Origin of the sequence: Acinetobacter sp. RW6, from assembly GCF_041956835.1 — a bacterium.
Classification (GTDB): domain Bacteria; phylum Pseudomonadota; class Gammaproteobacteria; order Pseudomonadales; family Moraxellaceae; genus Acinetobacter; species Acinetobacter calcoaceticus.
Window position 1 is genome coordinate 1,827,129 of sequence record NZ_CP167121.1, and the last position, 23,894, is coordinate 1,851,022.

Below are 23,894 nucleotides of genomic sequence, written 5' to 3' on the forward strand. Positions count from 1 at the left end.
TTCAAGATTTAACATTATAAGATTCTTCCATTCCTTTAAATTTACTCATTTTTTTATAACAGATTAAGCAGACCAACTTTCATTAATTTATCCCTCAATACACAAACTATGAGTTGAACGGAAAAACTCACAAGCTTTGATTTCTGAATTTGGCATAACTTTTGCTCAATTACGATTGTGCACAATTTAAATATTAAATTGTGCACAACTTTAATTTCATTCTTTTAGACAGAAGTCCAAAGCTGCTGAAAGTACCCACCATCTTAGGGAAGTGAGCGTTCAAGATGAATAATAGCGAAGCAATAATTAAACCTTCTTATGATGCAAAACTGACAAATCAAGATTTAGCCCCTTTAAAAAAGCAAACATGGGGTGCTTACAATATTTTTGCCTTCTGGATGTCTGACGTTCATAGTGTCGGTGGTTATGTTATGGCCGGAAGCCTTTTTGCACTTGGGCTAAATAGCTGGCAGGTACTTTTATCTTTACTCATCGGTATTGCAATTGTTCAGTTTTTTACAAATCTGATTGCCAAGTCTAGCCAACAAACTGGCACGCCTTATCCTGTTATTTGTCGGGCAACTTTCGGTGTGCTTGGTGCAAATATTCCTGCCGTTATTCGTGGTCTTATTGCTGTCGCATGGTATGGCATTCAAACCTATTTAGCCTCAAGTGCATTCTTATTGGTCATTTTAAAGTTCTTTCCGGAATGGACAGTCTATGCAGATGTTTCAACTTATGGCTTTCTTGGACTGTCCTTTTTAGGATGGGTTGGCTTCATGCTGCTTTGGCTACTACAAGCTATTGTTTTTTGGTCTGGCATGGACAGCATTCGTAAGTTCATCGACTGGGCTGGTCCCGCGGTCTACGTTGTGATGTTTGCCATGGCAGTATGGCTCATCTGGAAAGCTGGATGGCAAAATATTGATTTAAACTTAAGTGGTGTTCAATACGACGGTTTCGCGGTTGTACCTGTCATGATTGGTGCTATTGCGCTTGTTGTTTCATATTTTTCAGGGCCTATGCTGAACTTTGGCGACTTCGCTCGTTACGGCAAAAGTTTTAGTGCCATTAAAATGGGCAACTTTCTTGGTTTACCCATTAACTTTCTAGGCTTTTCTTTACTTACCGTGGTTTGTATTGCAGCAACGCTACCTGTTTACGGCAAACTCATTACCGACCCTGTCGAAATGGTTGGCAAATTGGATAACACTTTTGTAGTCATTTTAGGCAGCTTGACCTTAATGATTGCGACCATCGGGATTAATATTGTCGCTAACTTTGTTTCGCCTGCCTTTGATTTTTCGAATGTTTCACCGAGCAAAATTAGCTGGCGTATGGGTGGAATGATTGCAGCAGTAGGTTCAATTTTCATCACCCCATGGAATCTGTTCAATAACCCTCAAGTGATTCACTACACCATTGATATTTTAGGTGCATTTATCGGCCCACTTTTTGGCGTATTGCTAGCCGACTTTTACCTCGTTAAAAAACAAAAAATCGTAGTAGATGATTTATATACATTAGACCCTAAGGGTTTGTATTGGTACAAAAATGGTTATAACCTTTCTGCCTTTTATGCCTTAATTCCAGCTTCATTAATTCCTGTTTTATGTGTGCTTTTACCGCAATTGTCTGCGCTGGCTAATTTCACTTGGTTTATTGGTATGGGATTTGGTTTCGTCATTTACCGATTTCTTAACCAACCACTTGCCCACGCAAAATCTGTAATGACTAAGGTATAAGTACAATGAAAATTAAAATTAAAATTATTAACCCCAATACTACTCAAAGCATGACTGATAAAATTACTGCTTCTGCAAAGATAGTCGCGGGGACTGATACTCAAATAATTGCAGTCAGTCCTCAAATGGGCCCTGCAACGATCGAAAGCTATTATGATGAAGCCCTAAGTGCAGTAGGTGTGCTGGAGGAAATTCGCCAAGGTGAACAGCTAAATATAGATGCTTATATCATTGCCTGTTTTGGTGACCCTGCGCTTTATGCTGCCCGTGAAATTACTTCAGCACCTGTAATTGGGATTGCTGAAGCAGCCATGCGAACTGCAAGTTATGTGAGTACTGGTTTTAGTGTGGTCACTACTTTACAACGCACAGTGAATATGAGCTGGCATCTGGCTCATCGCTATGGCGCTCAACCCTTTTGCAAAAATGTTCGAGCTTGTGATATCGCAGTTGAAGAGTTGGAGCTTCCTGACTCAAACGCTTATCGAATTGTACGAGACGAGTGCAAAAAAGCGCTAGCTGAAGATAAAAGTGATGCAATTGTTTTGGGCTGTGCAGGTATGAGTGATTTATGTCTAAAGCTGCAAAATGAATTAGGAGTTGTTGTTATTGACGGCGTAACAGCAGCCGTTAAACAAGCTGAAATATTAGTTCAGTTAAATTTAAAAACCAGCAAAGTTGGAGATTGGGCCTCGCCTCCTGTAAAGAACTACACAGGCATATTGTCTAGTTTTGGAACACACTAGAGATAAGTTACTGTTTCAATTCCAACTCAAAACACTGCGTTGGAATTGAAACAAAAAGAAATTAAAAGAATTAAACCTCGGCTAACTCTGGCTGTTGTTCTTCTTTATAAAATGGCACATCACCGTTAATAGTTGCACGGTGCATGATGCGATGAGCATCGCCATAATCAAATAATGCTTTATGTTGTGTGCAACGGTTATCCCAAATCGCGACATCACCATCTTGCCACTTCCAACGCAAATGAAACTGTTCTTGAGTCGCATGTTGAAACAAAAAGTTAAGTAACTGCTCACTTTCGTCTTCTGCTAACTCATTAATTCGAGTGGTAAAGCCTTCACTAACAAACAACAAAGGCTCACCTGTGACCGGATGGGTACGCACAACGGGATGAACCACTGGCGGATTACGCTTAAAGGTTTGTAAAAGCTTTTCACGCTCTTCTTCGTTATGGGCAAAACGATCAAGTGGAAAAGATTTACGAATATCGTGTGTCGCCATTAAACCACGTAATTTTTGCTGTAACTCAAGCGGAAGACCTTTAAAAGCTGCTGTATTACTTGACCATAACGTATCGCCACCTACAGGTGGAATTTTAATGGCTTGCAACACGCATCCTAATGGCGGATTTTTGCTAAAAGTGACGTCTGTGTGCCAAAGCTCATTGTCACGCAGGTCTTGTTTCCAGCTATCGAGCACCATAACTTCTGGTACATCTTCAATAGAAGGATAAATCGGGTGCACATGTAAGGTGCCAAAACTACGTGCTAAATCTGCTTGTGCTTGAGGCGCTAATTGTTGCTTTCGAAAAAAAATGACCTGATGATCAAGCAAAGCCTGCTGAATTTGTTGCGTCGTCTTTTCATTTAACGCATTCAAATCAATATCGTGAATAATTGCGCCAATGGTAGGCTTGATCACTTCAATATTTAAGTTTGCTACTACTGTATTCATCTTCTTTACTACAACTGCTGACCATACCAAGGAGAAAACTGTTTTTGTAACCAACGTAAAAACAGCTCAAAACTAACTGCGACAATCGCGATCACAATAATGCCCAGAATCACCGTATCGGTAATTAAGAACTGTGCGGCCGACTGCACCATAAAACCAATACCACGGTCCGCTGCAACCAACTCCGCTGCAACCAATGTTGACCAACCCACCCCAAGACCAATACGGATACCGGTAATAATATGAGGTAAGGCCGTTGGTAAAATGACATGCCAAAATACTTGTGACTGACTTGCCCCGAGCGATAACGCAGCACGTTCACGATTAAGCTGATGACTTAACACACCATGCGCACTACTAATAATGACGGGTGCTAATATTGATAAGAAAATCAAAAGTACTTTTGTGGTTTCACCAATCCCAAACCAAATCACGAGTAACGGCAAATATGCTAACGGTGGAATTGGGCGTAATAATTCAACCAAAGGATCTAGAACAGCACGAACCCATTTGTTTAGTCCCATCCATAAACCCAGCGGAACACCAATCACTACGGCAGCAATCAAAGCTAAAAATACACGAGAGATGCTAGCTGCCAAGTGTTGCCACAAAGTAGCTTTCATAAAGCCTTCTTGGCTTACCGATATAAATTTTTGCCATACTGCCTGTGGGCTAGGTAAAAACAGTTCAGGTACAACATGCAAGGCCGTAATGAGAAACCAGAGCGCAACCACGCTTCCCACACTAATAAAGCTCACTGCTAAAGTTCGATGCTTCTCAAAAAATGATGATAAAAATGAAGCATTTTCTGTTCGCACATCTGGCTTAAGTTTTAGCCCTGCTTTGTCATATTCATAGACGTTATCTTTAGTGCTCATGTGGTTAACGCCTCCTTACCGCTTTGTTTTTGTGCCCTTAAACTTTCAAATAGCTGCTCTCTAAGCTGAATAAATTGAAGATCCGACTTGATTGAGCGAATAGACTCGCCCTCACGATATCGTTTAGCAAAATCGAGATGTAGAGTTTCTACAATTTTGCCTGGATGGGCTGTCATCAGAACTAACTGATTGCTGAGCAATAATGCTTCTTCAATGTCATGGGTAATTAAAAAGAAGCTTTTATTTTGCTGAATCCATAAATCAAGCACTAACTGCTGCATGTTTTCACGTGTAAAAGCATCGAGTGCTGCAAAAGGTTCATCTAATAAAATAAATGGCGCGTGACTAATCAAAGCTCTTGCAATACCAACACGTTGTTTCATACCACCGGAAAGTTCCCAGATATTGGCTTTTTCAACGTGACTTAAACCCACAATTTTTAAAATTGCGGTGACTTGTGCTTCGATATCCGCACGCTTTAAACCTTTTAACTGCAAAGCGAAGCCAACATTATCTGCAACGTTCAACCAAGGAAGTAAGGCATGATCCTGAAACACCACAGCACGTGTTACATCTGGCCCACTTACTACTTCATGATTTACAAGCACATCACCTGAGCTTGGCTTTTGAAAACCCGCCAGAATATTGAGTAAAGTTGTTTTTCCACAACCAGACTCACCTAAAATGACGGTTAAAGAACCTTCTTCAATTTTAAGGTTAATGTCTTGTAAAACTGGCTTCTGCTGTTTAGGAAAAGTCAGATGAATATGTTTGGCTTCTAATACACTCATGACAACTCCTTAAGGCTGCAAAAATGAAGAGTTCACATTGCCTTTATAATCGGCTTTAAGTTGGTCGACTTTACCCTGACCTTTTAAGAACTTCGCTGTATCAAAAATATTTTGCGCAAAGTCGCCATCTAAGGTTTGTTTTTGCTGAGCGTGGTCAAGGTAGATGTTTCCACTTAATAAAAGCGGGATATCTTTTGCATCAGAACCTGTTAACTGAGCAATTTTCTCAACGTTATCGGCATTTTTAACGTAAGCAGCTGGATCTTGATTATATTTTTCAAGCTGCTCAAGCGTAGTTTTAACAAAAGCTTTTAAGAAATCAGGGTTTTTCTCTGCAAAATCTTTACGTACCACCCATAAGTCATAAGTTGGAGCACCCCATTCACCCACTTGTTTTGAGTCGGTTAAAACCGTACCAGATGCTTTGGCTTTACTTAAAGCAGGTTCCCATACATAGGCAGCATCAATATCACCACGTTCCCAAGCAGCTGAAATTTCAGGTGGACGCAAGTTAATAATTTTTACTTTGTCTTCTGGAATGTTCCAATGTTTAAGCGCAGACAATAGGCTGTAATGCGTAGTTGAAACAAAAGGTACAGCAATGGTTTTACCAATTAAATCTTGAGGGGTTTTAATGCCTGATTTATTGCTCACCACTAAGGCTTCAGATGCACCAAGTTTTGAAGTAATTAAGAATACTTCAATCGGTAGATCACGGCTTGCCGCAGCAGCAAGTGGGCTTGATCCGATATTACCAAGCACAACATCGCCTGAAGCGAGTGCATTTACAACGTCTGAACCCGCATCAAATTTTTTCCATTGGATAGTCCGCTGGCTGTGTTTTTCATAGTCTCCATTGGCCTGCGCAACTTTGCTTGGGTCAACCCCTGTTTGATAAGCAATAACAACAGGTTTGCTGTCACGAACTGATGCACTTGTATTATTGTCTTTCTTATTTTGCCATACGATAAATGCAACAATTGCGACTACAACAATTGCCGTGATAATCAACGGTTTGGTCTTAGTGCTCATAATTTCATGATCTTTCAATAATATAAGCTCATGGTATGCAGCTGGCCTTATAATGAAAAATAAAAAAATATGAGTTGCTTATCAGGTTTTTATAAATAACTTTTCCTTATAAGTTTTTATCTTTTGGTAAAAAGCAAACACTAAACAAACTTACAGATTAGAGGTAAAATTTAAATACTTATATATCAATAATTAAAAACGATATTCAAAAAATACATGATGATGAACACCTGACACACACCCTCTAATTATTTTATCCTACTCATTTCATCATTTTTATTTTTGCTTCTTGCATCCAGAGTTTTGCATCTAATTAATTTTCATTCTTTTATATAACAATCAGATTTTATTATCTTTTTATCTTAAAACCTCTGCAAATATTAAGATTTGGACAAATCTTTTTCTGGTTTATACATGACGCAAATTTAATTTTTATTTTTTAAGAGGAGAAAGAATCTTTTGTTTAAACATCCCAAAACTTTAAAAAAAATATTTATCGCGACAACTTTAATTACATTCAGCCTTTCAAGCCATGCAGCCCTTACCTTTGGTAATGCTGAAGAAGGCCAACTTAAAGTGAGTGGTACTGTTCGGGCTAAATATGTTTATGATTTTGACTCTGAACCCTCTACGAGTAAATTCTCCTTTAACGACGCAGTATTATGGTTGGATTACAACTCACCCAAATGGATTGGCCGTTTAGATTATCGGATCTATGAGTATTATGGACGTTTAGGTGATGCCAATTGGCTTACCGATGCGTGGTTGGGTTATAAAATTAATGACAACAGTAAAATTATTGCTGGCTTAAACCCAGTTCCTTTTGGCTTGGGTCGCTTTTGGGGAAATACTTATTATTTAGGGATTGCCAATAGTGCAGGTTGGGAAGATGTGCACAACCTTGGGGTGAAATATGACTTCAATGATGGAATCAATGAAGCACAACTCGCCTTTTATCCTACCGATGGTGGCACCTATAGAGGTAAAAGCAAAGACTCGAGTCGATTTAGTATCAACCCTGTCAATGCGGATGACTCTGTACCGCAAGGCACCAATACCAAAGAAAAGAACTCGATTGTTGTTCGCGGTGCTCACACCTTTAAGAACGTTTTAGGGCAAGAAAATTTCTCTACCCAACTTGGTGCCTCTGCATGGTATTCCACCATTGAAAACAAACGTTCAGGCCAAGATGGCGACCGCCAAGTCTATTCAGTTTTTAGCAATACCAATTATAACCAATGGAATTTACAACTTTTAGCAGGTTATCAAGACATTGATAATGCCGACACTGAATATAAAGACCACCTGACTTTAGGCGGTTTCGATTATTCATTTAACTCTGCAACCAAAGGTCAGATTTATTCAGCCGAACTCAGCTATTTATTTCCTCAGCAGTTTGGCCCAATTACCTCAGTGCGCCCGTACCTAAACTATAGTTCTTATCGAAAAGAACAAGATGGCTTTAAAGACTCAACCCGTTTTATACCCGGCATTGCGTTTAACTATCAAAAATTGACAGTACAAGCCGAGTTGCTAATGGGCAAACATGACCCATACTTAGGAGATAGTGAAGGCCTTGCGGCTGGTGGAACCAATGATAAATGGAATAAAAAAGCGTTTGTGATTTTTGCTTATTATTTCTAACCCACAAAACAAAGGCCAACAGATGTTGGCCTTTGTTTTTATATAGATATCTATTTTCACTCTAATCAATTACCGGTGAATTATTGAGAGGAAGTTCTGTTTTATCTTCATCGATGACATCGACATCTTGAGCGGTAGGCTCAAACTTAATCAGTAGTCCAATCACAATTAAAGGAATAAAAGCAAAGATAGAAATAATCAGATAAACATCCGTTTTATAACCCGCCATCCAAATTGGCAACACAAACAAAGCAATTGCTTGAGCGACACCTGTTACTGCACGGTTAAACCCAACGCCAACCCCACGAATCGAAGCCGGATAAGCCATGGTTGGATAGACCATCATTTGCGCACCCGGTCCAAAACCTTCCGCAAAGAGCCATAAACCTAACATGCCAATGGCGGTGTAGAGTAAAAAGCTATTACCCGGTTCACCAATCAATGCCAATGCAATGAGGGCAATAAACTGAAGTAAAAAACCTGTAAGTAGCACATGACGAGATTTAAATCTGCTCGCAACAAATACGCCTAATAGCCCACCCGTAAATGCAAACAATAAATTTAGTCCGAGCGTTGTAGTAATGGTCGTCAAAACATCTGTGTGAAAGAAACGCGTCAAAATCGAAGGTAAAAAGAAGGCAATGGTGGTGTACTGAAATGCCACCGAAATATGAATCACAATTGCCACAATCGTTCTTGGCAAATAAGTTTTATTAAATAAAACCGCAAAACCCTCACGCTTTTTCTTTTCAGCAGTTCTTTCTACTTTTTCGACTGTGGCGACTGCATTAATTGCATAGGACTCTTGTAGAACTTTAGCTGCCCCTTTTAAATCGCCTTGGTTTGCAAGCCAAATTGGTGACTCGGTTAAATATTTACCGCGAATAAAAATAATGAGTAACGCAGGCACTGCTCCAAAAATTAAAGATGCTCGCCATAACCAGTTGCTATGTTCAGGCGGTAAAAGAAAGTAAAGTGCCAGAACCAGACCAAAGCAGACAGAAGAAGCCGCATACCACATTGGGCACCATGCCGCTAAACGGGCAGCTTTATTGCTACTTCCGTTAAATTTGGAAAATTCAGATAAGTAGGACATTGCGACGGGTAAATCGATCCCCACACTAATTCCCATAATAAATCTGGCTAAAATTAAAACCCAAACATTTGGTGCAAAGCCTGCGACAATTGCAGCAATGACGAACAGCACCATGTCCGCCATAAATACCCGATAACGGCCAATTTTATCCGTTAGCCAACCGCCAATTAAATTACCAACAATGGTTCCGCAGACAATTGCCGAAGCAACCACACCCGTCATGACAGGGCTTAAAGAAAACTCTGATATAACCTGCTCAATACCGAATGAGAGTGTTGTTAAATCATAAGCATCAATAAATACCCCAATCAGTGCCAACCAAATGACTTTATTCGACTTACCCTTCCCTGCAAATTTGGAAATTAATTGTGAAACATCATCGGGAGATTTAATTTCATAACGCTGGTTATGATCGAGTTCTTGTGTGCTCACTTAATAATTCCTGAATTTTAATAACAGAAACAAAATAATGATTATTCACATAATACAAAAACAAATTAATCTGATGTTTTAATCTAAATTATAGAATTATTTTTTCATTATTAACTCAGCAATAAAATCGATATAAAAGACAAAATAAAAGCTGGTATTTAACCAGCCTTTATTTAAATACTATTTAAAATATTAACTCGCCTCAGCAAGTTTTAATTCTTTTAGATTGCGATATTTAGCACCGCGGTGATTTTCAGGTAAATAAGGACCTGCACCAAATAATTTTTCTCTTAATGTTCCTTGTGCATATGAGGTTTGATATACCCCACGTTTTTGTAACTCTGGAACAATAAATTCGACAACATCAGCAAAGGTTTGATGAGCCAAAATATAGGCAAGATTAAAGCCATCAACATCGGTTTCTTCAACCCACTGCTGTAAAGCATCGGAAACTGTTTCTGCCGAGCCCACCAATACTGGGCCATTACCACCTAAGCTATTCCAGTTTGCAATTTCCTCAATCGTCCATACACGCTCTGGATCTGCATTTACATAAGAGTCTAATAAAGATTGAATCGCATTGGTTTGAATATATTCAACTTTGTCAGTCGGTTGATATTGTGAAAAATCAACACCTGACCAGCCAGACAGCAATGTTAAAGCGCCATCATAGCTTCCATAGCTTTGATATTCTTTAAACTTAGCCTGAGCTTTTGCATCGGTTTCACCAGTGACAATCGACAAAAGTGCATAAATTTTAACTGAGTACGGGTCGCGGCCTTCTTGAGCTAGTTTTTGGCGAATGCCTTGCACGACTTTTTTAGTGGCAATTTTAGACGGCGCTGCAATGAATACACATTCGGCATTTTGGCTGGCAAACTTCTGCCCGCGTGAGGATGCACCTGCTTGATAAAGTACCGGAGTCCGCTGTGGTGATGGCTCACAAATATGGATGCCCGGTACAGTAAAGTATTTACCTTCATGCTGAATTGGATGCACTTTTCTATGGTCAGCAAAGACACCGCTTTCACGATCACGAAGTACCGAACCTTCTTCCCAAGAACCTTCCCAAAGTTTGTAAAGGACTTCTAAATACTCATCAGCAATATCATAACGATTGTCATGATTGACCTGAGTTTTTAGGCCTAAGTTTTTTGAACCACTTTCTAAATAAGAAGTCACGATATTCCATCCAACTCGTCCTTTGGTTAAATGGTCTAGGGTACTAATACGTCTAGCAAAAGGATAAGGATGCTCAAAGGAGATGGAAGTCGTTACACCAAAGCCCAAGTGCTTTGTAACTGCCGCCATGGCTGGCACAATCTGTAATGGATCATTGACTGGAACTTGTACCGCACCTGTTAAGGCATGTTCAGCACCCTGATGGTAAACGTCATAAATACCAAGCACATCTGCAATAAAAATACCGTCAAAAAAACCACGCTCAAGAATTTGTGCTAAATCTGTCCAATATTCTAAATCTTTATATTCAACAGATCGGTCTTGAGGATGCCGCCATAATCCGGGAGATTGATGTGCAATACAGTTCATTTCAAAAGCATTAAAACTAATCTTCTTAGTCATAAAATATCAACCAACATTTTAATTACTTTTATACTAAAGCAATTTTCATCTATTCTTTATAATATAAACCCCAAACAAAATATGATTTTATTCTAATAGATTTTTATAAATTATTTTTAAAACAAAAATAATATTAAGCCGCAAAAACTAGCAGCTTAATATCTAAAATTTTAAATTATTGTTTAGCAACGTTACCAATTCGCCACTGATAAGGCGGTAATGTTCCATTCACACTAAAATCACCCACAATCCGATTTTTAAATACTCTCGGGTTATGTGAAGATAAAGTTCGTACATTACGCCAGTATCGATCTAGGCCTAAATCTTTGTCTGTTGCTGAAGCACCTAATGCATCAAATAAAATGGTAGATGCGTTTAAGATTAAATCGGTAATAACTGTTTGAGACTGCGCACTTTCAAGCTCGGCAAGTGCATTTTGCTCTTCTTCAAGCTGTTCATTATTTTGAAATGCTGCCAAATAAGCACGTTGTATGCTTTGCGCCACTTTTTCAACAATCGCCCCTGCACTGTAAGCAGCGCCACGGATTTGTCCCACTACTTGTAAAATTTGTGGGTCCTGTTTTACAAATTGGGCATTCGCATGAGTATAGTTTCGGGTACGTTTAGCCACCGCTTGGGAAACCTCATATGTCGCAGCTCGTCCTAAACCAGTAATGATTGCCAGTTGCACAAGTTGATAATAGGCAGCCGAATATTTAAAACGATCATCATCAGGTAAGATTTCGGTTTCATTAACCAATACGTCATGGAAATATGCCGTGCCACTTGCGGTGAGTTGCTGACCAAAGCCATTCCAGTCATCTATAATTTCAACGCCTTCATCTTCACGGCGCACAACGACTGAGCCAGACTCCCCATTTAAATCTGTTACACCAACGTCAACCCAGTCCGCATATAGGCTACCTGTGGTGTAGTATTTTTGACCTTTAACTCGAATTTTTCCGTCAGCATCCCGATATAAATGAGTATCAAACTGATCGATTGACTCTTTCCCACCTTCAGACCAAGCACTACCAACCGTTTCCCCTTGTGCAATTCGGCTGAGCCAGCGCTGTTGAAATTCTTTATTTTTGCTGACCAACACATCTTCAGTAAAACCGAAGTGCACACGCAACGCTTGCGGTAAATTTGAGTCTGCTTCTGCAAGTTCAATTAACAATGCAAACAATTCAGGAATGGATGCTTCAAAGCCACCATGTGCTTTAGGAAGTCGTAACCGTGTAAAACCAATATCTTTGAGCCACTGAAGTTGTTCATATGGCAAAATATGCTGTTCCTCACGGATTAAAGCCCCTTCTTTAATGCGTGCAAATGTAGGCCTGAAATTTTTTGCCAATTCATCATAACGTTCAGAAGGCCCTTCACCCCATACCCGAGAAATGATTGAGGCCTGACTAAGTGCAGCGTGAGTTAGTGAACCGAGATGATGCTCAAAATTTAGATTTGTCATTTATGTAAAACCAAGATTACTTTGCTTTTACCATAAAATATTTATTTCACATGAAAACGATTATTTTTTTATAACAGTATTCATTCTTCATATAACGCCAGAAAATGCCTACCAACATTAAGCTATCTCTTTCTTTTGAAGACTATGCTGACTTTGCAATAAGGTTTGCATATATTCTGAATAGACAGATAACTTCTCAAAAATATGTTCCGAATAAAACATATCATCAATTAAATGGGTCATTTGAGAAGCGGTAAAAGTATCACATAAGCCTACAAGCTGTGCATTTAGCTGGGCAAATTGAGCACACAATTTCACATAAGTTTCATCTTTATTTTTAAATAATAATTGACGCATATCTAAATCATTTAGATCGTTTAAACCACTATTTTGTTGGGGATTAATCCAATAAATTTTGACTTTTAAAAACAACGCAAGCTCTTCTAAATGCTCTAGGTCTATATCTAAATTTGTAATTAAAAAAATTGTGGAGATATCACTTCGGCACAGCGCTTTGATTAAGCTTAAATAAATAAACCCAATTTCACTCAACTCTGATAATTCTAAATCTAGATATATTTTTAGGCTCTCTAGAACTTCATCTACTTTAAACAAAACTTTCTTTTCAGCTTGATAATATTTATTGAGAATAGCAAGAACGGGCTTTGTCGCTGGTGTTGTATAAATAGCAGGCTTATTGAGGTTAGCAAAAACAAAAGGTGAAAATAGATAAGCCAAACTGCTTTGCTGCGGATGAATATGTGATTGAATTAAATAAACAGTTTGAGATTTAGAAAAGTCTCTTAAGACTTTTGCTCTTAATAAAGTTGCTTCAAGATTAACATAAGCTTGCTCTAATTGAGCCATTATAGGTGCTGGAATAGCCTGATTTTTAATAATTTTATTTAGGATATTGAGTTGAGAAGTAATAAACATTTTTTAACATCCAAGCTATTTTAGAAGAGCTACACTTAAACCAAGGTCTTTAATAACCTACGTAACAACCAGACCTCATACAAAACAACAAGGGAATAGACAAGAAGAAATTTATCCTGTGCTCATATGTAAAACCCAAAGTCGCATTCATGCTGTTTTTGAAGATTGATTTTGGTTAGCCATAAATCTTGTTCATTTTTATTTTGGACTTTAGATGAAGGGATATATAGCTACAGATAATTGAAAAAAAACTATAGCACCCATAATAACGACTTCGGACTGTTATAGTTTTATAAAAAATTTCTGTATCTACATATACAAAATGAGTGAGTGCATGATTAAGAAAACTTCTTAAGGTAGGTAGTTTTCATGAAACGATCTATGGTTCATCGTCAGATATTTCATCAATGTTTCAATGCAACATGCATTTTTACAAATGCAACATCAAGTATGAGCTTTGTTAACAGATTGAGAACAATCAATCAGTCTATTCTATTGAAATATCAAGCAATTATATTACTTCGCCCTTCTGGCATTTTACTTGCTAAGAACATTTATCACAGAAGTAAGTTCAATCGTCAGAATACTTTATTGCCTGAAAATAAGTATTTAACACAATCAATCATCATCAGCTAGTTCACAGGGGGAATGTATATGAGCCTCGGTCTAACCGCTTTAGAATTAGCACGAATACAATTTGCTTTCACAGTATCCTTTCATATTATTTTTCCAGCCACCTCCATTGGTCTTGCCTGCTTTTTAGCAGTTTTAGAGTGGAAGTGGTTAAGAACCCAAAACCCGATTTATAAAGATCTGTTTAAATACTGGATCAAGATCTTTGCCGTTGCCTTTGGTATGGGTGTGGTCTCGGGCGTGGTCATGAGTTATCAGTTCGGTACCAACTGGAGTGAGTTTTCTCGTATTGCAGGAAGTATTACCGGTCCTTTACTTACCTATGAAGTCTTGAGTGCCTTCTTTTTAGAAGCTGGGTTCTTAGGCATTATGTTGTTTGGTTGGGGACGTGTCGGTCCCAGAGCCCACTTTTTTGCAACACTCATGGTTGCGATTGGTACCTGTATTTCCATGTTCTGGATTTTATCGTCCAATAGCTGGATGCAGACCCCTCAAGGCTTCGCTATAGAAAACGGCATTATTGTTCCTAAAGACTGGTTCGCTATTGTTTTTAACCCATCCTTTCCTTATCGCTTTGCCCATATGGGTGCAGCAGCCTTTTTAGTTTCTTCTTTATTAGTCGTAGGAACTTCTGCATGGCACTTAGTGAAAGGCCGTCGTGATGAATTGGTAAAAAAATCGTTCTCGATGGGTCTATGGATGGTGCTTGTGACTTCATGTTTGCAAGTCGTAATTGGTGATAACCATGGTTTAAATACCCGTGAGCATCAACCTGCCAAACTAGCAGCGATGGAAGGTCATTGGGAAACGAATCACAATGAACCTATGCCACTGTTACTCTTTGCAATTCCAGATATGAAAGAAGAACGAAACCATTTTGAAGTGGGTGTTCCATATTTAGGTAGTTTAATTTTAACTCACAGTTTAGATGGTCAAGTTACAGGTTTAAAAGATTTCGCCCCTGAAGATCGACCAAATTCAACCATCGTTTTCTGGAGCTTCCGTGTGATGGTCGGGCTTGGCGTACTCATGGTCACGCTGTCTTTAATAGCCCTTTGGTTACGTAAGCGTGGAAAACTCTATGAAACTTCATGGTTCCATAAGTTTGCTTTAGTGATGGGCCCATCTGGTTATATCGCCATGCTTGCAGGTTGGGTAACTACTGAAGTCGGCCGTCAACCATGGGTGGTATATGGCATCCTACGAACTAAAGATGGTTTATCTCATACTGTGTCGGCAGAACAAGTCGGCCTTAGCCTCTTTATTTTTGTAGTGGTATATACCATCGTTTTTGGTAGCGGTATCTACTACACCTTAAAATTGATTAATAAAGGCCCTGTATTTATCGATACGCCAAATATGGAAGCAGGCGGTGTTGGACACTTTAAAACACCAATGCGCCCACTCAGTGCTGTCGATGAAAACATTGACAGTAAACAAAATTCTGGGGAGAACCGTCATGATTGATCTTTCTTTAATATGGGTCGGTATTATCGGTTTAGGTGTCATGATTTATGTCGTGATGGATGGCTTTGACTTAGGAATCGGGATCATGTTCCCTTTCATTAAGAACAGCCAAGAACGTGACGTGATGATGAATACCGTAGCCCCTGTCTGGGATGGCAACGAAACATGGATGGTACTGGGTGGAGCTGGGCTATATGCTGCATTTCCACTAGTTTACTCAACGGTTTTATCGGCACTGTATTTACCTATTATTTTTATGGTCATTGCCTTAATTTTCCGTGGAGTCGCATTTGAATTCCGCTTTAAAGCTCATCGCACCAAATACCTTTGGGACTTAGCTTTTATTTGGGGTTCAGTGTTAACTAGCTTTCTTCAAGGCATCATCTTGGGTGCCTATATTCAAGGTATTAAAACCACCAATGGTATTTTTTCTGGCGGATCACTTGATTGGTTGACACCATTTACCTTCTTTACTGGTATTGGTGTAGTTGCCATGTATGCCACTTTAGGATGTGGATGGCTTATTTTAAAAACCGAAAAAGGCTTGCAGCAACGTATGTATGAGCTTATGCCAAAGCTGATTATTGCATTGCTCATTATTTTTGGTGGAGTGAGTCTATATACTCCGTTGACTCATCCTGAAATCGCAGATCGCTGGTTCTCTTTACCTAATCTGTTCTATTTTAGCCCTGTACCTATTTTGGTCTTATTGTTTGTTGGCCTGATTTTATCGGCGTGTAAAAAGCAGCAACATGACCTTAAACCATTTATATATACGCTAGCCCTCGTTTTCCTTGCATTTACAGGTTTTGTGATTAGTTTATGGCCTTATATTATTCCGCCATCAGTCACCATCTGGCAAGCCGCAGCTCCACATTCAAGCCAACTGTTTGCTTTAGTCGGTGCGCTCATTCTGATTCCAATCATTATTGCTTACACTATTGTGTCTTACTGGGTATTCCGTGACAAAGTACGTGTAGGTGATGAAGGCTATCATTAAAGTTAGGAGGGTTTTATGAAAAATTTATCTTCTAAACTGTCTCAAACCCAATGGTTTATTTTGCTATGGCTAGGTGGTTTTTTAGCATTAGCTGTTATTGCCGGTTTGTTTAAAGTGATATTGATTTATGCAGCCCCTTACCTAAAGTAAACTTATTTTTATAAGCAAATGCCGTTTGTAGATTCTACAAACGGCATTTATTATTGATTAAGTGCATCTTTCATTTTGTCATTTCGTGCAGCCAATACATGTATAAATCAGAACAACTTGCCCATAGCATTCGCCAACTCATTGAGAGCGGCACTTTAAATGCACACGAGAAGTTACCTTCGTTAAGAGATCAGGTGCAACGCTCTGGTTTTAGTTTAATGACGGTAATGAATGCTTACCAAGAGCTTGAATCTCAAGGTTTGATCTATTCCAAAGAAAAATCGGGATACTTCGTTGCCGAGCAAATTACGCTTAAACCTTTAGAGCAATATTCTGTTGTTTCACTCAATTCTAAAATTGAAATTAACTCTTTAGTTTTTAAATATCTTAAATCGATTCAACATGAGTCTGTCATCCCTTTTGGTTCGGCCTTTCCCGATAGTCAGCTTTTATATGCACCAAAATTAATTCAGATTATGGGGCAGCTTGCCCGCCAAAAACAAAGTTACGACCAAACTACAAGCCTACCTCCGGGTAATTTAGCTTTACGAAAACTCATTGCTCAACGCTACTGTATGCAAGGGATTCAAACCGACCCAGATGACATTGTCATTACATCTGGAGGATTGGATGCGCTCAATCTCTCTTTACAAGCCGTTGCTCAACCAGGCGACTATATTTTATTACAGCAAAACGTATTTTATGGAGCTTGGCAGGCAGCAGAACGTTTAGGGCTAAAAGTTATTACCATTCCTGAACATCCTCAACATGGTTTTGATCTAGAAGCTTTTGAACAGGTCATTAACAATTATCCAATTAAAGTATGTTGGCTCATGCTCAATAGCCATAATCCAATTGGGTTTACAGTCAGCGATGAGATTAAATATAAAATTGCCAAATTGCTTCATGAGCACCAGATTTATTTGATTGAAGATGATGTCTATGAAGAGCTGTTTTATGGCGGACAAAAGCCACTTTCAATGAAGTATTTTGATCAGCAAAATCTAGTGCTCCACTGCTCGTCTTTTTCTAAAACTCTAGGTGCAGGTTTTCGAGTAGGTTGGGTCTATGCGGGGAAGTTTTCAGACCATATTCAACACTTACAACTTATGAGTACCATTTCAGTGAATGCACTCATTCAAAATGCATTAGTCGAGTTTTTGTCTCATCATCACTATGAAAAGCACTTACGTACTCTCAGGCTTTCACTTGAGCGTTATAAAAAGCAGTTTTATCATTATTTAAAGCAACATCTGCCACCATCTTGCGAAGTGTATTATTACCCAAGTGGTTATTTTCTTTGGGTTAAGCTGCCGAATAGTTTAGATAGTATGCAAATTTATGAAGAGTTAATTCAACAAAACATTGGGGTAGCTCCAAGCCCATTGTTTAGTGTTTTACCCGCGCAGCAGCATTATTTAAGAATCAACTGCTCTTTTGAATCGACACCTAAAATTCAAAGTGCATTAGAACAAATCATTAAGACAATTCAACAAAGAGTTGAAGCTGTTTCTTAAATAAAGTACTTCGACCTAAGCACAATTTTATAGTGGTGATTTTGTGGTAACTTTATAGCTTAAATCTATATTTTTAAAGGAAACAGGTTCAAGGGATTAATATGGAAATTGATGAAGAACTCACCCTTAAAAAGATACAGATTTTTTTAGCATTTATGCGCTGTGGCAATTTATCTAAAACAGCGACAGAAATGGAGCTTAGCAATGTCAGTGTTCACAAAGCATTGCACTCTTTAGAAAGTGCTTTGCGTTGCCCGCTTTTTAAAAATGAAGGACGTAATCTCATTCCGTTAAAAAGTGCCTATGTATTTGAAGAACGGGCGCAAAAAATCGTACAGGACATTTTTATAACCGTTAATAAAACGAGAGAAGCTGCTGGATTTGCGGCAAAAGTTTTACATTTAGGTTCTCTTTATTCTTTGACTGTCAAAACAATTCCAAATGTGATTAGTGGCCTTAAATTAAGACGTAGTGAGCTAGATATTCAACTGTTACTGAGCTCAAATCAAGATTTAGTTAAAAAGCTTAAAGCAACGGAACTTGATGCGATTATTGTGGCACTCAATGAAACCACTCAAGATGATGACTTTGAAATTTTGCCAATGTTTTCAGATGATATTTTTCTGGCGGTAAACAAAGATTCTAAATATGCAGAGTTTAAAGACATTGATTTAAGTTTATTAAAAGAAGAGACCTTCCTCACCTTAACCAAAGGCTTTGCGACCCATAACGATAGCGATATTATTTTTAAGAAAGCAGGTTTTTCTCCTAAAGTTGCTTTGCAAGTGAACGATATTTTTACCTTAATTAGTATGGTCAGTTCAGGCGTTGGTTTTGCCCTTTTACCGGGTCGTATTTCGGCGGTTTATGAAAGCTCAGTTAAGCTTATTCCCCTAAAACAGCAATATCATATGCAACAAGAAATTGGTTTGGTTTTCTTAAAAAGTAAAGAACGAGATCCAAACTTACTCGCACTGATTGCTGAGTGTCGTATGTTTGCTTCTAATTTTAAAAGATAAAAATAAGGGCCGTTGTTTTGTATAACAACAGCCCTTTTTATTTAAGCCGTGGATGCTTAGCCACCAACCAATGCTTTAACCGCAAAGAATAAAACTGTTGGTCCCATTAAACAGCCAAGTCCCGTATGGAACGTTGCTGTAAGCGCGCCATAAGGTACTAAACGGCGATCTGTAGCTGCCAGACCTGCCGACACTCCACTGACAGTTCCAGCCAAGCCACCAAAAATCATGGCAGAGCGTGGATTATCGAGTCCCATAAATTTAGCAGTGAGCGGTGTTGAGACCATCACACAAATTGCTTTAACTAAACCCGTTGCAATCGACAATGCCATTACTTCTGAACTTGCTCCAATTGCAGCGCCCGTAACTGGTCCCACAATATAAGTCACAGCACCTGCACCGATTGTGGTAATACTCACCGCATCGCGATAACCAAAAATCCAAGCAAACATACAACCAACAATAAACGGCAGAATAGTTCCAAGGAATAAAGAGAATGCACCAATAAACCCCGCTTTTTTCGCTTCAGTGGCTTGTACTTCAAATGCCGTTGCTACAATTGTAAAGTCACGTAGCATTGCACCGCCCATAAGCCCTACACCTGTGAAGAGTGCAAGATCGGTTATACCTTTTTCACCACCCGTCATTTTTCCGCCAAACCACGCCAAGATTAAACCAATCACAATCGCAATTGCTGAGGCATGCACTCGTCCATTGGTTAAATATTTAGATAACTTGGTCGACAACCACATAATTAAAGCAATTAAGGCGAAAGCTGTAATTAAACCTAAGTGGGTTAAGTCTTTTAGTAATAGATCAACCATGAACTTTGCCTCCAATGCGGTTTAACGTGGTGTCCTCTTCTTCAGGTAAAGGGGTTGCTTTGTTATAACGACTTAAACCAGCGATCGTGAGCGTACAAACGATAACTGAAACCACAGCGGCAAAGAGTGCCATATGTCCACTAGATAAAGCTGAAACCACGTTTTGTTGTGCTGCCATAGCAACAACAACAGGAATATACATAGTGCCCCAGAATGAAACACCTTTTTCGGTTTCAACTGTCATAACACCACGTTTTTCCATCCATAACCGTATGCAAATGAGTAAAATCATGGCGATACCCACGCCACCAACGTTGGACTTCACGCCCAATAAAATGCCCAACAGATCACCGACAATAACACCGACCAAGGTGCAAAGTGCGAGTAAACCAACTCCATATATAATCATGACAATCCCTCATATCCTTGGATCATTTATGCTTTTGTAAAATCAGATTCAAAAAGAAAAACTATTGTCCTGTTCTTTTTGCATTGCTATCTGAATGCTGTCTATGCGTGTTCCTTGAAAAGACAACACGGTTCCTTCTTTAAATGTTCGACGTGCAAGTGTAGTAAGCACCGTTCCCGGCAAAGCTTCGATCTGCAACCTCACACCTCGCTCCCATGCAGCTTGGATGGTACTTTCCCAATCGACTATTCGGCTCATATTAAAAGCCAAGTCATCCCTAATCTGTTCAGCCTTGCCTAAAGTGCGAGCCGTTGTACCACTTAAATATCGAATTTTAGGCTGCTTTAAAGTGAGTCCCTCCATAGACGCTGCAAGTTGCTCTGCTTGCTGACTTAATAATTCACAGTGCGATGGCACCGATACATCTAATTTTTTTGCCACCACGCCTTGTTGCTTTGCCAAAACAGCAACTTGGTTCATGGCTTCAAAACTTCCTGAAATAACGATTTGGTTATGTGCATTAATATTGGCGACATACACCTGTGGCGTTATTTCATAAATTTGTTTCACCCATGTCTCTACGGTTGCTCGGTCTGTACCAATTAGAGCAGTCATGCCATAGCCTATTGGGTAGGCGTTTTGCATGAGATCCCCTCGATAGGCAACTAAGCGAATGGCATCTTCATAGGCTAAAACCCCTGCTACAACCGCAGCCGACCATGCGCCAATCGATAGACCCGCGACATAATCAGGTTTTAAGTCTTCAGCAGTTAATAAGGCTGAACTCACTACCCCTGAAATGAGTAAACATAGCTGTACTGAACGTGTCGATTGCAATGCAGCTGAACTGTCTAGCATCAAAACATCTTCTTTGAGTGCATCCGATGCACACTCAAGATATTCTTTAACTAGAGCGGTTTGAGGTAAGTCGTGCAACATATTGCTTCGTTGCACACCTTGTCCCGGATATACCCAAATTGAAGCCATGATATGTATTCCCTAATTCCATGGGTTTTCTACTAAAACCGCACCATCTGCACGTTTCAGAAGAACTTTTCGGCTATTCCTAGCCCATTCTTTTAAAGCCAAACCACCTTGTGGTAGTTGCAGCTGTATATCCACATTCAGCCCCGCTTGCTGAAAATTTTCGAGTAGCTCGACTGCTTGCTTTTTGGCAAAAGGCTGTTCCGCTCGAATCAACAAATCTATGTCACTTTGCTGGGTGACTGTTTCAATGCCAGTTGCCAACTCAAACCCAAAACTTCCTGTATAGCCCCAACATCCTGAAAAGTTTTTCATGATGTTAGAAATGCTCTGCAAACGTTCTGCCAAATGCTCAAACTGCTGTGTATTAACGTGAGTTAGTGCTTCGGGTTTAAGTTGTTTGGTAATAGCAGATCGTGGCATTTGCGCTGCATATCGTTGATGACGGAATTTTCCTCTTACACCTACAGCAACTTGATCTACAGAAGTGATTGCCCGTCGAACCACAACAGGATCGCCTCGTAGTAAGACCTCTTTCACCCAAAGCGGAGCATCATCGACCAAACTGTCGGCTGTCATGCCCCACAGCAAATCATGGGCTTCGAGATCAAGTTTCATGACCATTGCTCACGCAATAATTCACGGACCTTTTTAGACATCTGACGGTTTTGGCCGTGAAGTCTTTGTTCTAGCCCTCTAGACTGCTCAGCATTAATTTCTTTAAATGCTTGAGCAACCACCTGCTTCGCTAACAACAGATCATCATTTGTTGGTTGTTCAGGATTTTCAACCGATAACAGCTCCGATAACAATCCAAGCGTTGCATAACTTTCGATGTCATAAGCCATTGGAGGAATGCTTGCAGCCAATTGCTCTAACTCATCAACCGACCTTTGGGTAACGCGTGCAGCAGATTCTTTGCCCATTGCATGCACCATAACACCTGAATCTTTTAAGGCAATAATACGATTGGCTTGGTAACCATGTGCTAAAAAAGCGCCTGACATTGACTTACCGACCAGTAAGCTCACACTAGGATGGCCTGCCAATCTGGCTCTAGCATAGCTATCTACTGCACCAGCTAAAGCTTGATGAATACCTAATAATTCTTCACGGCGACCATAGGCCTGACTAGGTACATCAACCAGACATAAAATGCCGCGTTTAGTCTCGGCATACGCATCGGCTTGAATCACTTCATCTACAGCCTTTGCCAAGCTCCAACCTTCCAAAAGGCCAACTTCACCTTGTCTCGCTCGCGGGAACAAATTATTGCTGTCTTGAACAACGGCAATCACACGTACTGCTTGCTGATCAATCTGAACATCAGCCACCCAAACTGAAGCTGGAAAACCTTCAACTGTCTTAAAACCCTGTGTGAATGCTTTAAACCACTGTGCACCTCGCGTAGATGCTTTTAATGTATCAACTGCGATATTCATGCTTGTTCTCCTTGATACAAAGCCTGAACCTGTGCTGGAGTAATCTGCTCGGTAGTGTCAACGTGTTGTAGCTGTGCTAAATAAAACGAGTAATTTGAACTACGATGCTGATTGGGCACGCCTTGGGCTAAATAGTCGATCACTTGTTGGCGAACTTTCTGGCGATCATCGTCAACATAGGCATCTGCCAAGCAACTAGCAAAACGCTGGTTGCCACCAGTTATGCTCCAAATAAATGGGCGATCTTTGGCGTTATATTCTTGTACACCTGCTTCTTGCTCAATCACTTGTGGGCCATTTAAGCCTAAACGTCCTTCTTGTGTCATTACAATATAGCTACATAGTCCAGCAGCAATCGACATGCCACCAAAGCACCCTACACTGCCTGCAACTACAGCAATCACGGGTTGATACTGCCGTAAGTTCACAATTGCAGCCTGAATTTCAGCAATTGCAGCCAAACCCAGATTTGCCTCTTGTAAGCGAACGCCGCCCGTTTCTAGTAATAAGATTGCAGCCGTTGGAATACCTTTAAGATTGTCTTCAACCGCAAGCTCTAATGCACCGGCAATTTTGGCACCACCCACCTCGCCTAAGCTTCCACCCTGAAATAAGCCTTCGATTGAAATCAAAACCACTGGTCGCTCTTGAATAGACCCTTTTGCAATCACCACGCCATCATCTGCTTGCGGCACAATATTTTGCTTAAGCAACCAAGGCGACATGACGCGTGCAAATGGATCGAGTAGCTCTCTAAATGTTCCTTCATCCAATAATGCCTTGGCACGTTCTCTTGCACTGAGTTCAATAAAATCTTGTTTATTTAATAAACTTTGGATATCAGTCATGAGCAATCTCCTCCAAGGCTTGTTCCAGACGTAAACGAACGACACCAGGGGTTGCACCAAAGTCATGAATATCAATATTGACCGCTGGTGGCATTTGCGCTGTAAAAATCCTTTCAAAAAGATTTTTCCAACGTGCAACACTACCATCTACCGAAGTCACCACCTGAATAGTGGTTTTTCCCGCCTCACCAGGTTCCATCAGAATTTCCAAATCACCCGAACCCACACATCCCACCAACGCTTTTTTTACAGGTGGCTCTGTCGCCAAAAACTCAAAATGAAGTGTTTCCATAA

The 23,894-nt window shown here is 39.8% G+C and carries 23 protein-coding genes; 8 read left to right on the forward strand and 15 right to left on the reverse strand.

Annotated elements, in window-relative coordinates; translation table 11 throughout:
• Positions 1–284 precede the first annotated feature (284 nt).
• Both ACB088_RS08670 and ACB088_RS08675 read left to right on the forward strand, forming a co-directional pair.
• Entirely contained in the window at positions 285–1,745 is a 1,461-nt protein-coding gene (locus tag ACB088_RS08670; RefSeq protein ID WP_375038655.1) for an NCS1 family nucleobase:cation symporter-1, read from the forward strand.
• A gap of 11 nt (positions 1,746–1,756) precedes the next feature.
• On the forward strand, positions 1,757–2,491 hold the full coding sequence (locus tag ACB088_RS08675) for an aspartate/glutamate racemase family protein (protein WP_375038794.1): 735 nt from the start codon (positions 1,757–1,759) through the stop codon (positions 2,489–2,491).
• Between the two features lie 70 nt (positions 2,492–2,561).
• Here the strand turns inward: ACB088_RS08675 and tauD are convergent, their stop codons facing one another.
• From tauD to tauA, 4 genes are read right to left on the reverse strand one after another with little or no spacing between them, the layout of a single operon-like run.
• Complete coding sequence (gene tauD / locus ACB088_RS08680; protein WP_375038656.1) at positions 2,562–3,443, reverse strand: taurine dioxygenase; 882 nt, start codon at positions 3,441–3,443, stop codon at positions 2,562–2,564.
• An 8-nt stretch (positions 3,444–3,451) separates the two neighbouring features.
• Positions 3,452–4,321, reverse strand: coding sequence for a taurine ABC transporter permease TauC (gene tauC / locus ACB088_RS08685; protein WP_375038657.1), 870 nt, complete (start codon positions 4,319–4,321; stop codon positions 3,452–3,454).
• A complete protein-coding gene (locus tag ACB088_RS08690; protein WP_375038659.1) occupies positions 4,318–5,112 on the reverse strand; it encodes a taurine ABC transporter ATP-binding protein in 795 nt (264 codons plus the stop codon). Before ACB088_RS08690 ends, tauC begins: the two co-directional genes overlap by 4 nt.
• Positions 5,113–5,121: 9 nt before the next feature.
• Entirely contained in the window at positions 5,122–6,162 is a 1,041-nt protein-coding gene (gene tauA, locus ACB088_RS08695) for a taurine ABC transporter substrate-binding protein (RefSeq protein ID WP_375038660.1), read from the reverse strand.
• A 441-nt stretch (positions 6,163–6,603) separates the two neighbouring features.
• On the opposite strand from tauA, the gene ACB088_RS08700 reads away from it, so the two are divergent.
• Positions 6,604–7,788 (forward strand): hypothetical protein, encoded by a 1,185-nt coding sequence (locus tag ACB088_RS08700; protein ID WP_375038661.1) that lies wholly within the window; start codon positions 6,604–6,606, stop codon positions 7,786–7,788.
• Between the two features lie 61 nt (positions 7,789–7,849).
• Here the strand turns inward: ACB088_RS08700 and ACB088_RS08705 are convergent, their stop codons facing one another.
• The 4 genes from ACB088_RS08705 to ACB088_RS08720 all read right to left on the reverse strand — a co-directional run bounded on the left by ACB088_RS08705 (position 7,850) and on the right by ACB088_RS08720 (position 13,307).
• A complete protein-coding gene (locus ACB088_RS08705) occupies positions 7,850–9,316 on the reverse strand; it encodes an MFS transporter (protein WP_231761337.1) in 1,467 nt (488 codons plus the stop codon).
• A gap of 192 nt (positions 9,317–9,508) precedes the next feature.
• Positions 9,509–10,900: an LLM class flavin-dependent oxidoreductase gene (locus ACB088_RS08710; RefSeq protein WP_375038662.1), complete on the reverse strand. Its 1,392-nt coding sequence runs from the start codon at positions 10,898–10,900 to the stop codon at positions 9,509–9,511.
• A 175-nt stretch (positions 10,901–11,075) separates the two neighbouring features.
• Positions 11,076–12,371, reverse strand: coding sequence for an acyl-CoA dehydrogenase family protein (locus tag ACB088_RS08715; RefSeq protein WP_375038663.1), 1,296 nt, complete (start codon positions 12,369–12,371; stop codon positions 11,076–11,078).
• A 117-nt stretch (positions 12,372–12,488) separates the two neighbouring features.
• Positions 12,489–13,307 carry a hypothetical protein gene (locus ACB088_RS08720; protein ID WP_375038664.1) on the reverse strand — a complete coding sequence of 273 codons (819 nt, stop codon included), beginning with the start codon at positions 13,305–13,307 and terminating at the stop codon, positions 12,489–12,491.
• 654 nt (positions 13,308–13,961) lie between these two features.
• Here ACB088_RS08720 and ACB088_RS08725 point away from each other — a divergent pair.
• The 5 genes from ACB088_RS08725 to ACB088_RS08745 all read left to right on the forward strand — a co-directional run bounded on the left by ACB088_RS08725 (position 13,962) and on the right by ACB088_RS08745 (position 19,093).
• The gene (locus tag ACB088_RS08725) at positions 13,962–15,407 is read left to right on the forward strand and encodes a cytochrome ubiquinol oxidase subunit I (RefSeq protein WP_045436368.1); all 1,446 of its coding nucleotides are present in this window, start codon (positions 13,962–13,964) and stop codon (positions 15,405–15,407) included.
• Positions 15,400–16,407, forward strand: a complete 1,008-nt coding sequence (cydB, locus tag ACB088_RS08730; protein WP_003651254.1) for a cytochrome d ubiquinol oxidase subunit II — start codon at positions 15,400–15,402, stop codon at positions 16,405–16,407. Before ACB088_RS08725 ends, cydB begins: the two co-directional genes overlap by 8 nt.
• Before the next feature lie 15 nt (positions 16,408–16,422).
• Positions 16,423–16,557 (forward strand): hypothetical protein, encoded by a 135-nt coding sequence (locus tag ACB088_RS08735; RefSeq protein WP_003651253.1) that lies wholly within the window; start codon positions 16,423–16,425, stop codon positions 16,555–16,557.
• Positions 16,558–16,655: 98 nt separating this feature from the next.
• On the forward strand, positions 16,656–18,074 hold the full coding sequence (locus ACB088_RS08740; protein ID WP_035357515.1) for a PLP-dependent aminotransferase family protein: 1,419 nt from the start codon (positions 16,656–16,658) through the stop codon (positions 18,072–18,074).
• 101 nt (positions 18,075–18,175) lie between these two features.
• A complete protein-coding gene (locus ACB088_RS08745; protein WP_003651250.1) occupies positions 18,176–19,093 on the forward strand; it encodes a LysR family transcriptional regulator in 918 nt (305 codons plus the stop codon).
• 56 nt (positions 19,094–19,149) lie between these two features.
• Here the strand turns inward: ACB088_RS08745 and madM are convergent, their stop codons facing one another.
• The 7 genes from madM to ACB088_RS08780 are packed head-to-tail and all read right to left on the reverse strand — an operon-like array spanning position 19,150 to position 23,892.
• Positions 19,150–19,917 (reverse strand): malonate transporter subunit MadM, encoded by a 768-nt coding sequence (gene madM / locus ACB088_RS08750; protein WP_004642493.1) that lies wholly within the window; start codon positions 19,915–19,917, stop codon positions 19,150–19,152.
• Entirely contained in the window at positions 19,910–20,326 is a 417-nt protein-coding gene (gene madL / locus ACB088_RS08755) for a malonate transporter subunit MadL (RefSeq protein WP_004642492.1), read from the reverse strand. Before madL ends, madM begins: the two co-directional genes overlap by 8 nt.
• Positions 20,327–20,374: 48 nt before the next feature.
• The gene (gene mdcH / locus ACB088_RS08760; RefSeq protein ID WP_375038665.1) at positions 20,375–21,313 is read right to left on the reverse strand and encodes a malonate decarboxylase subunit epsilon; all 939 of its coding nucleotides are present in this window, start codon (positions 21,311–21,313) and stop codon (positions 20,375–20,377) included.
• 12 nt (positions 21,314–21,325) lie between these two features.
• Complete coding sequence (locus tag ACB088_RS08765) at positions 21,326–21,934, reverse strand: malonate decarboxylase holo-ACP synthase (protein ID WP_133746247.1); 609 nt, start codon at positions 21,932–21,934, stop codon at positions 21,326–21,328.
• Complete coding sequence (mdcE, locus tag ACB088_RS08770; RefSeq protein ID WP_375038666.1) at positions 21,925–22,752, reverse strand: biotin-independent malonate decarboxylase subunit gamma; 828 nt, start codon at positions 22,750–22,752, stop codon at positions 21,925–21,927. Before mdcE ends, ACB088_RS08765 begins: the two co-directional genes overlap by 10 nt.
• Positions 22,749–23,600, reverse strand: a complete 852-nt coding sequence (locus ACB088_RS08775; RefSeq protein WP_375038667.1) for a biotin-independent malonate decarboxylase subunit beta — start codon at positions 23,598–23,600, stop codon at positions 22,749–22,751. The genes mdcE and ACB088_RS08775 overlap by 4 nt, the downstream gene beginning before the upstream one ends.
• On the reverse strand, positions 23,593–23,892 hold the full coding sequence (locus ACB088_RS08780; protein ID WP_056479380.1) for a malonate decarboxylase subunit delta: 300 nt from the start codon (positions 23,890–23,892) through the stop codon (positions 23,593–23,595). The genes ACB088_RS08775 and ACB088_RS08780 overlap by 8 nt, the downstream gene beginning before the upstream one ends.
• Between the last annotated feature and the right edge of the window lie 2 nt (positions 23,893–23,894).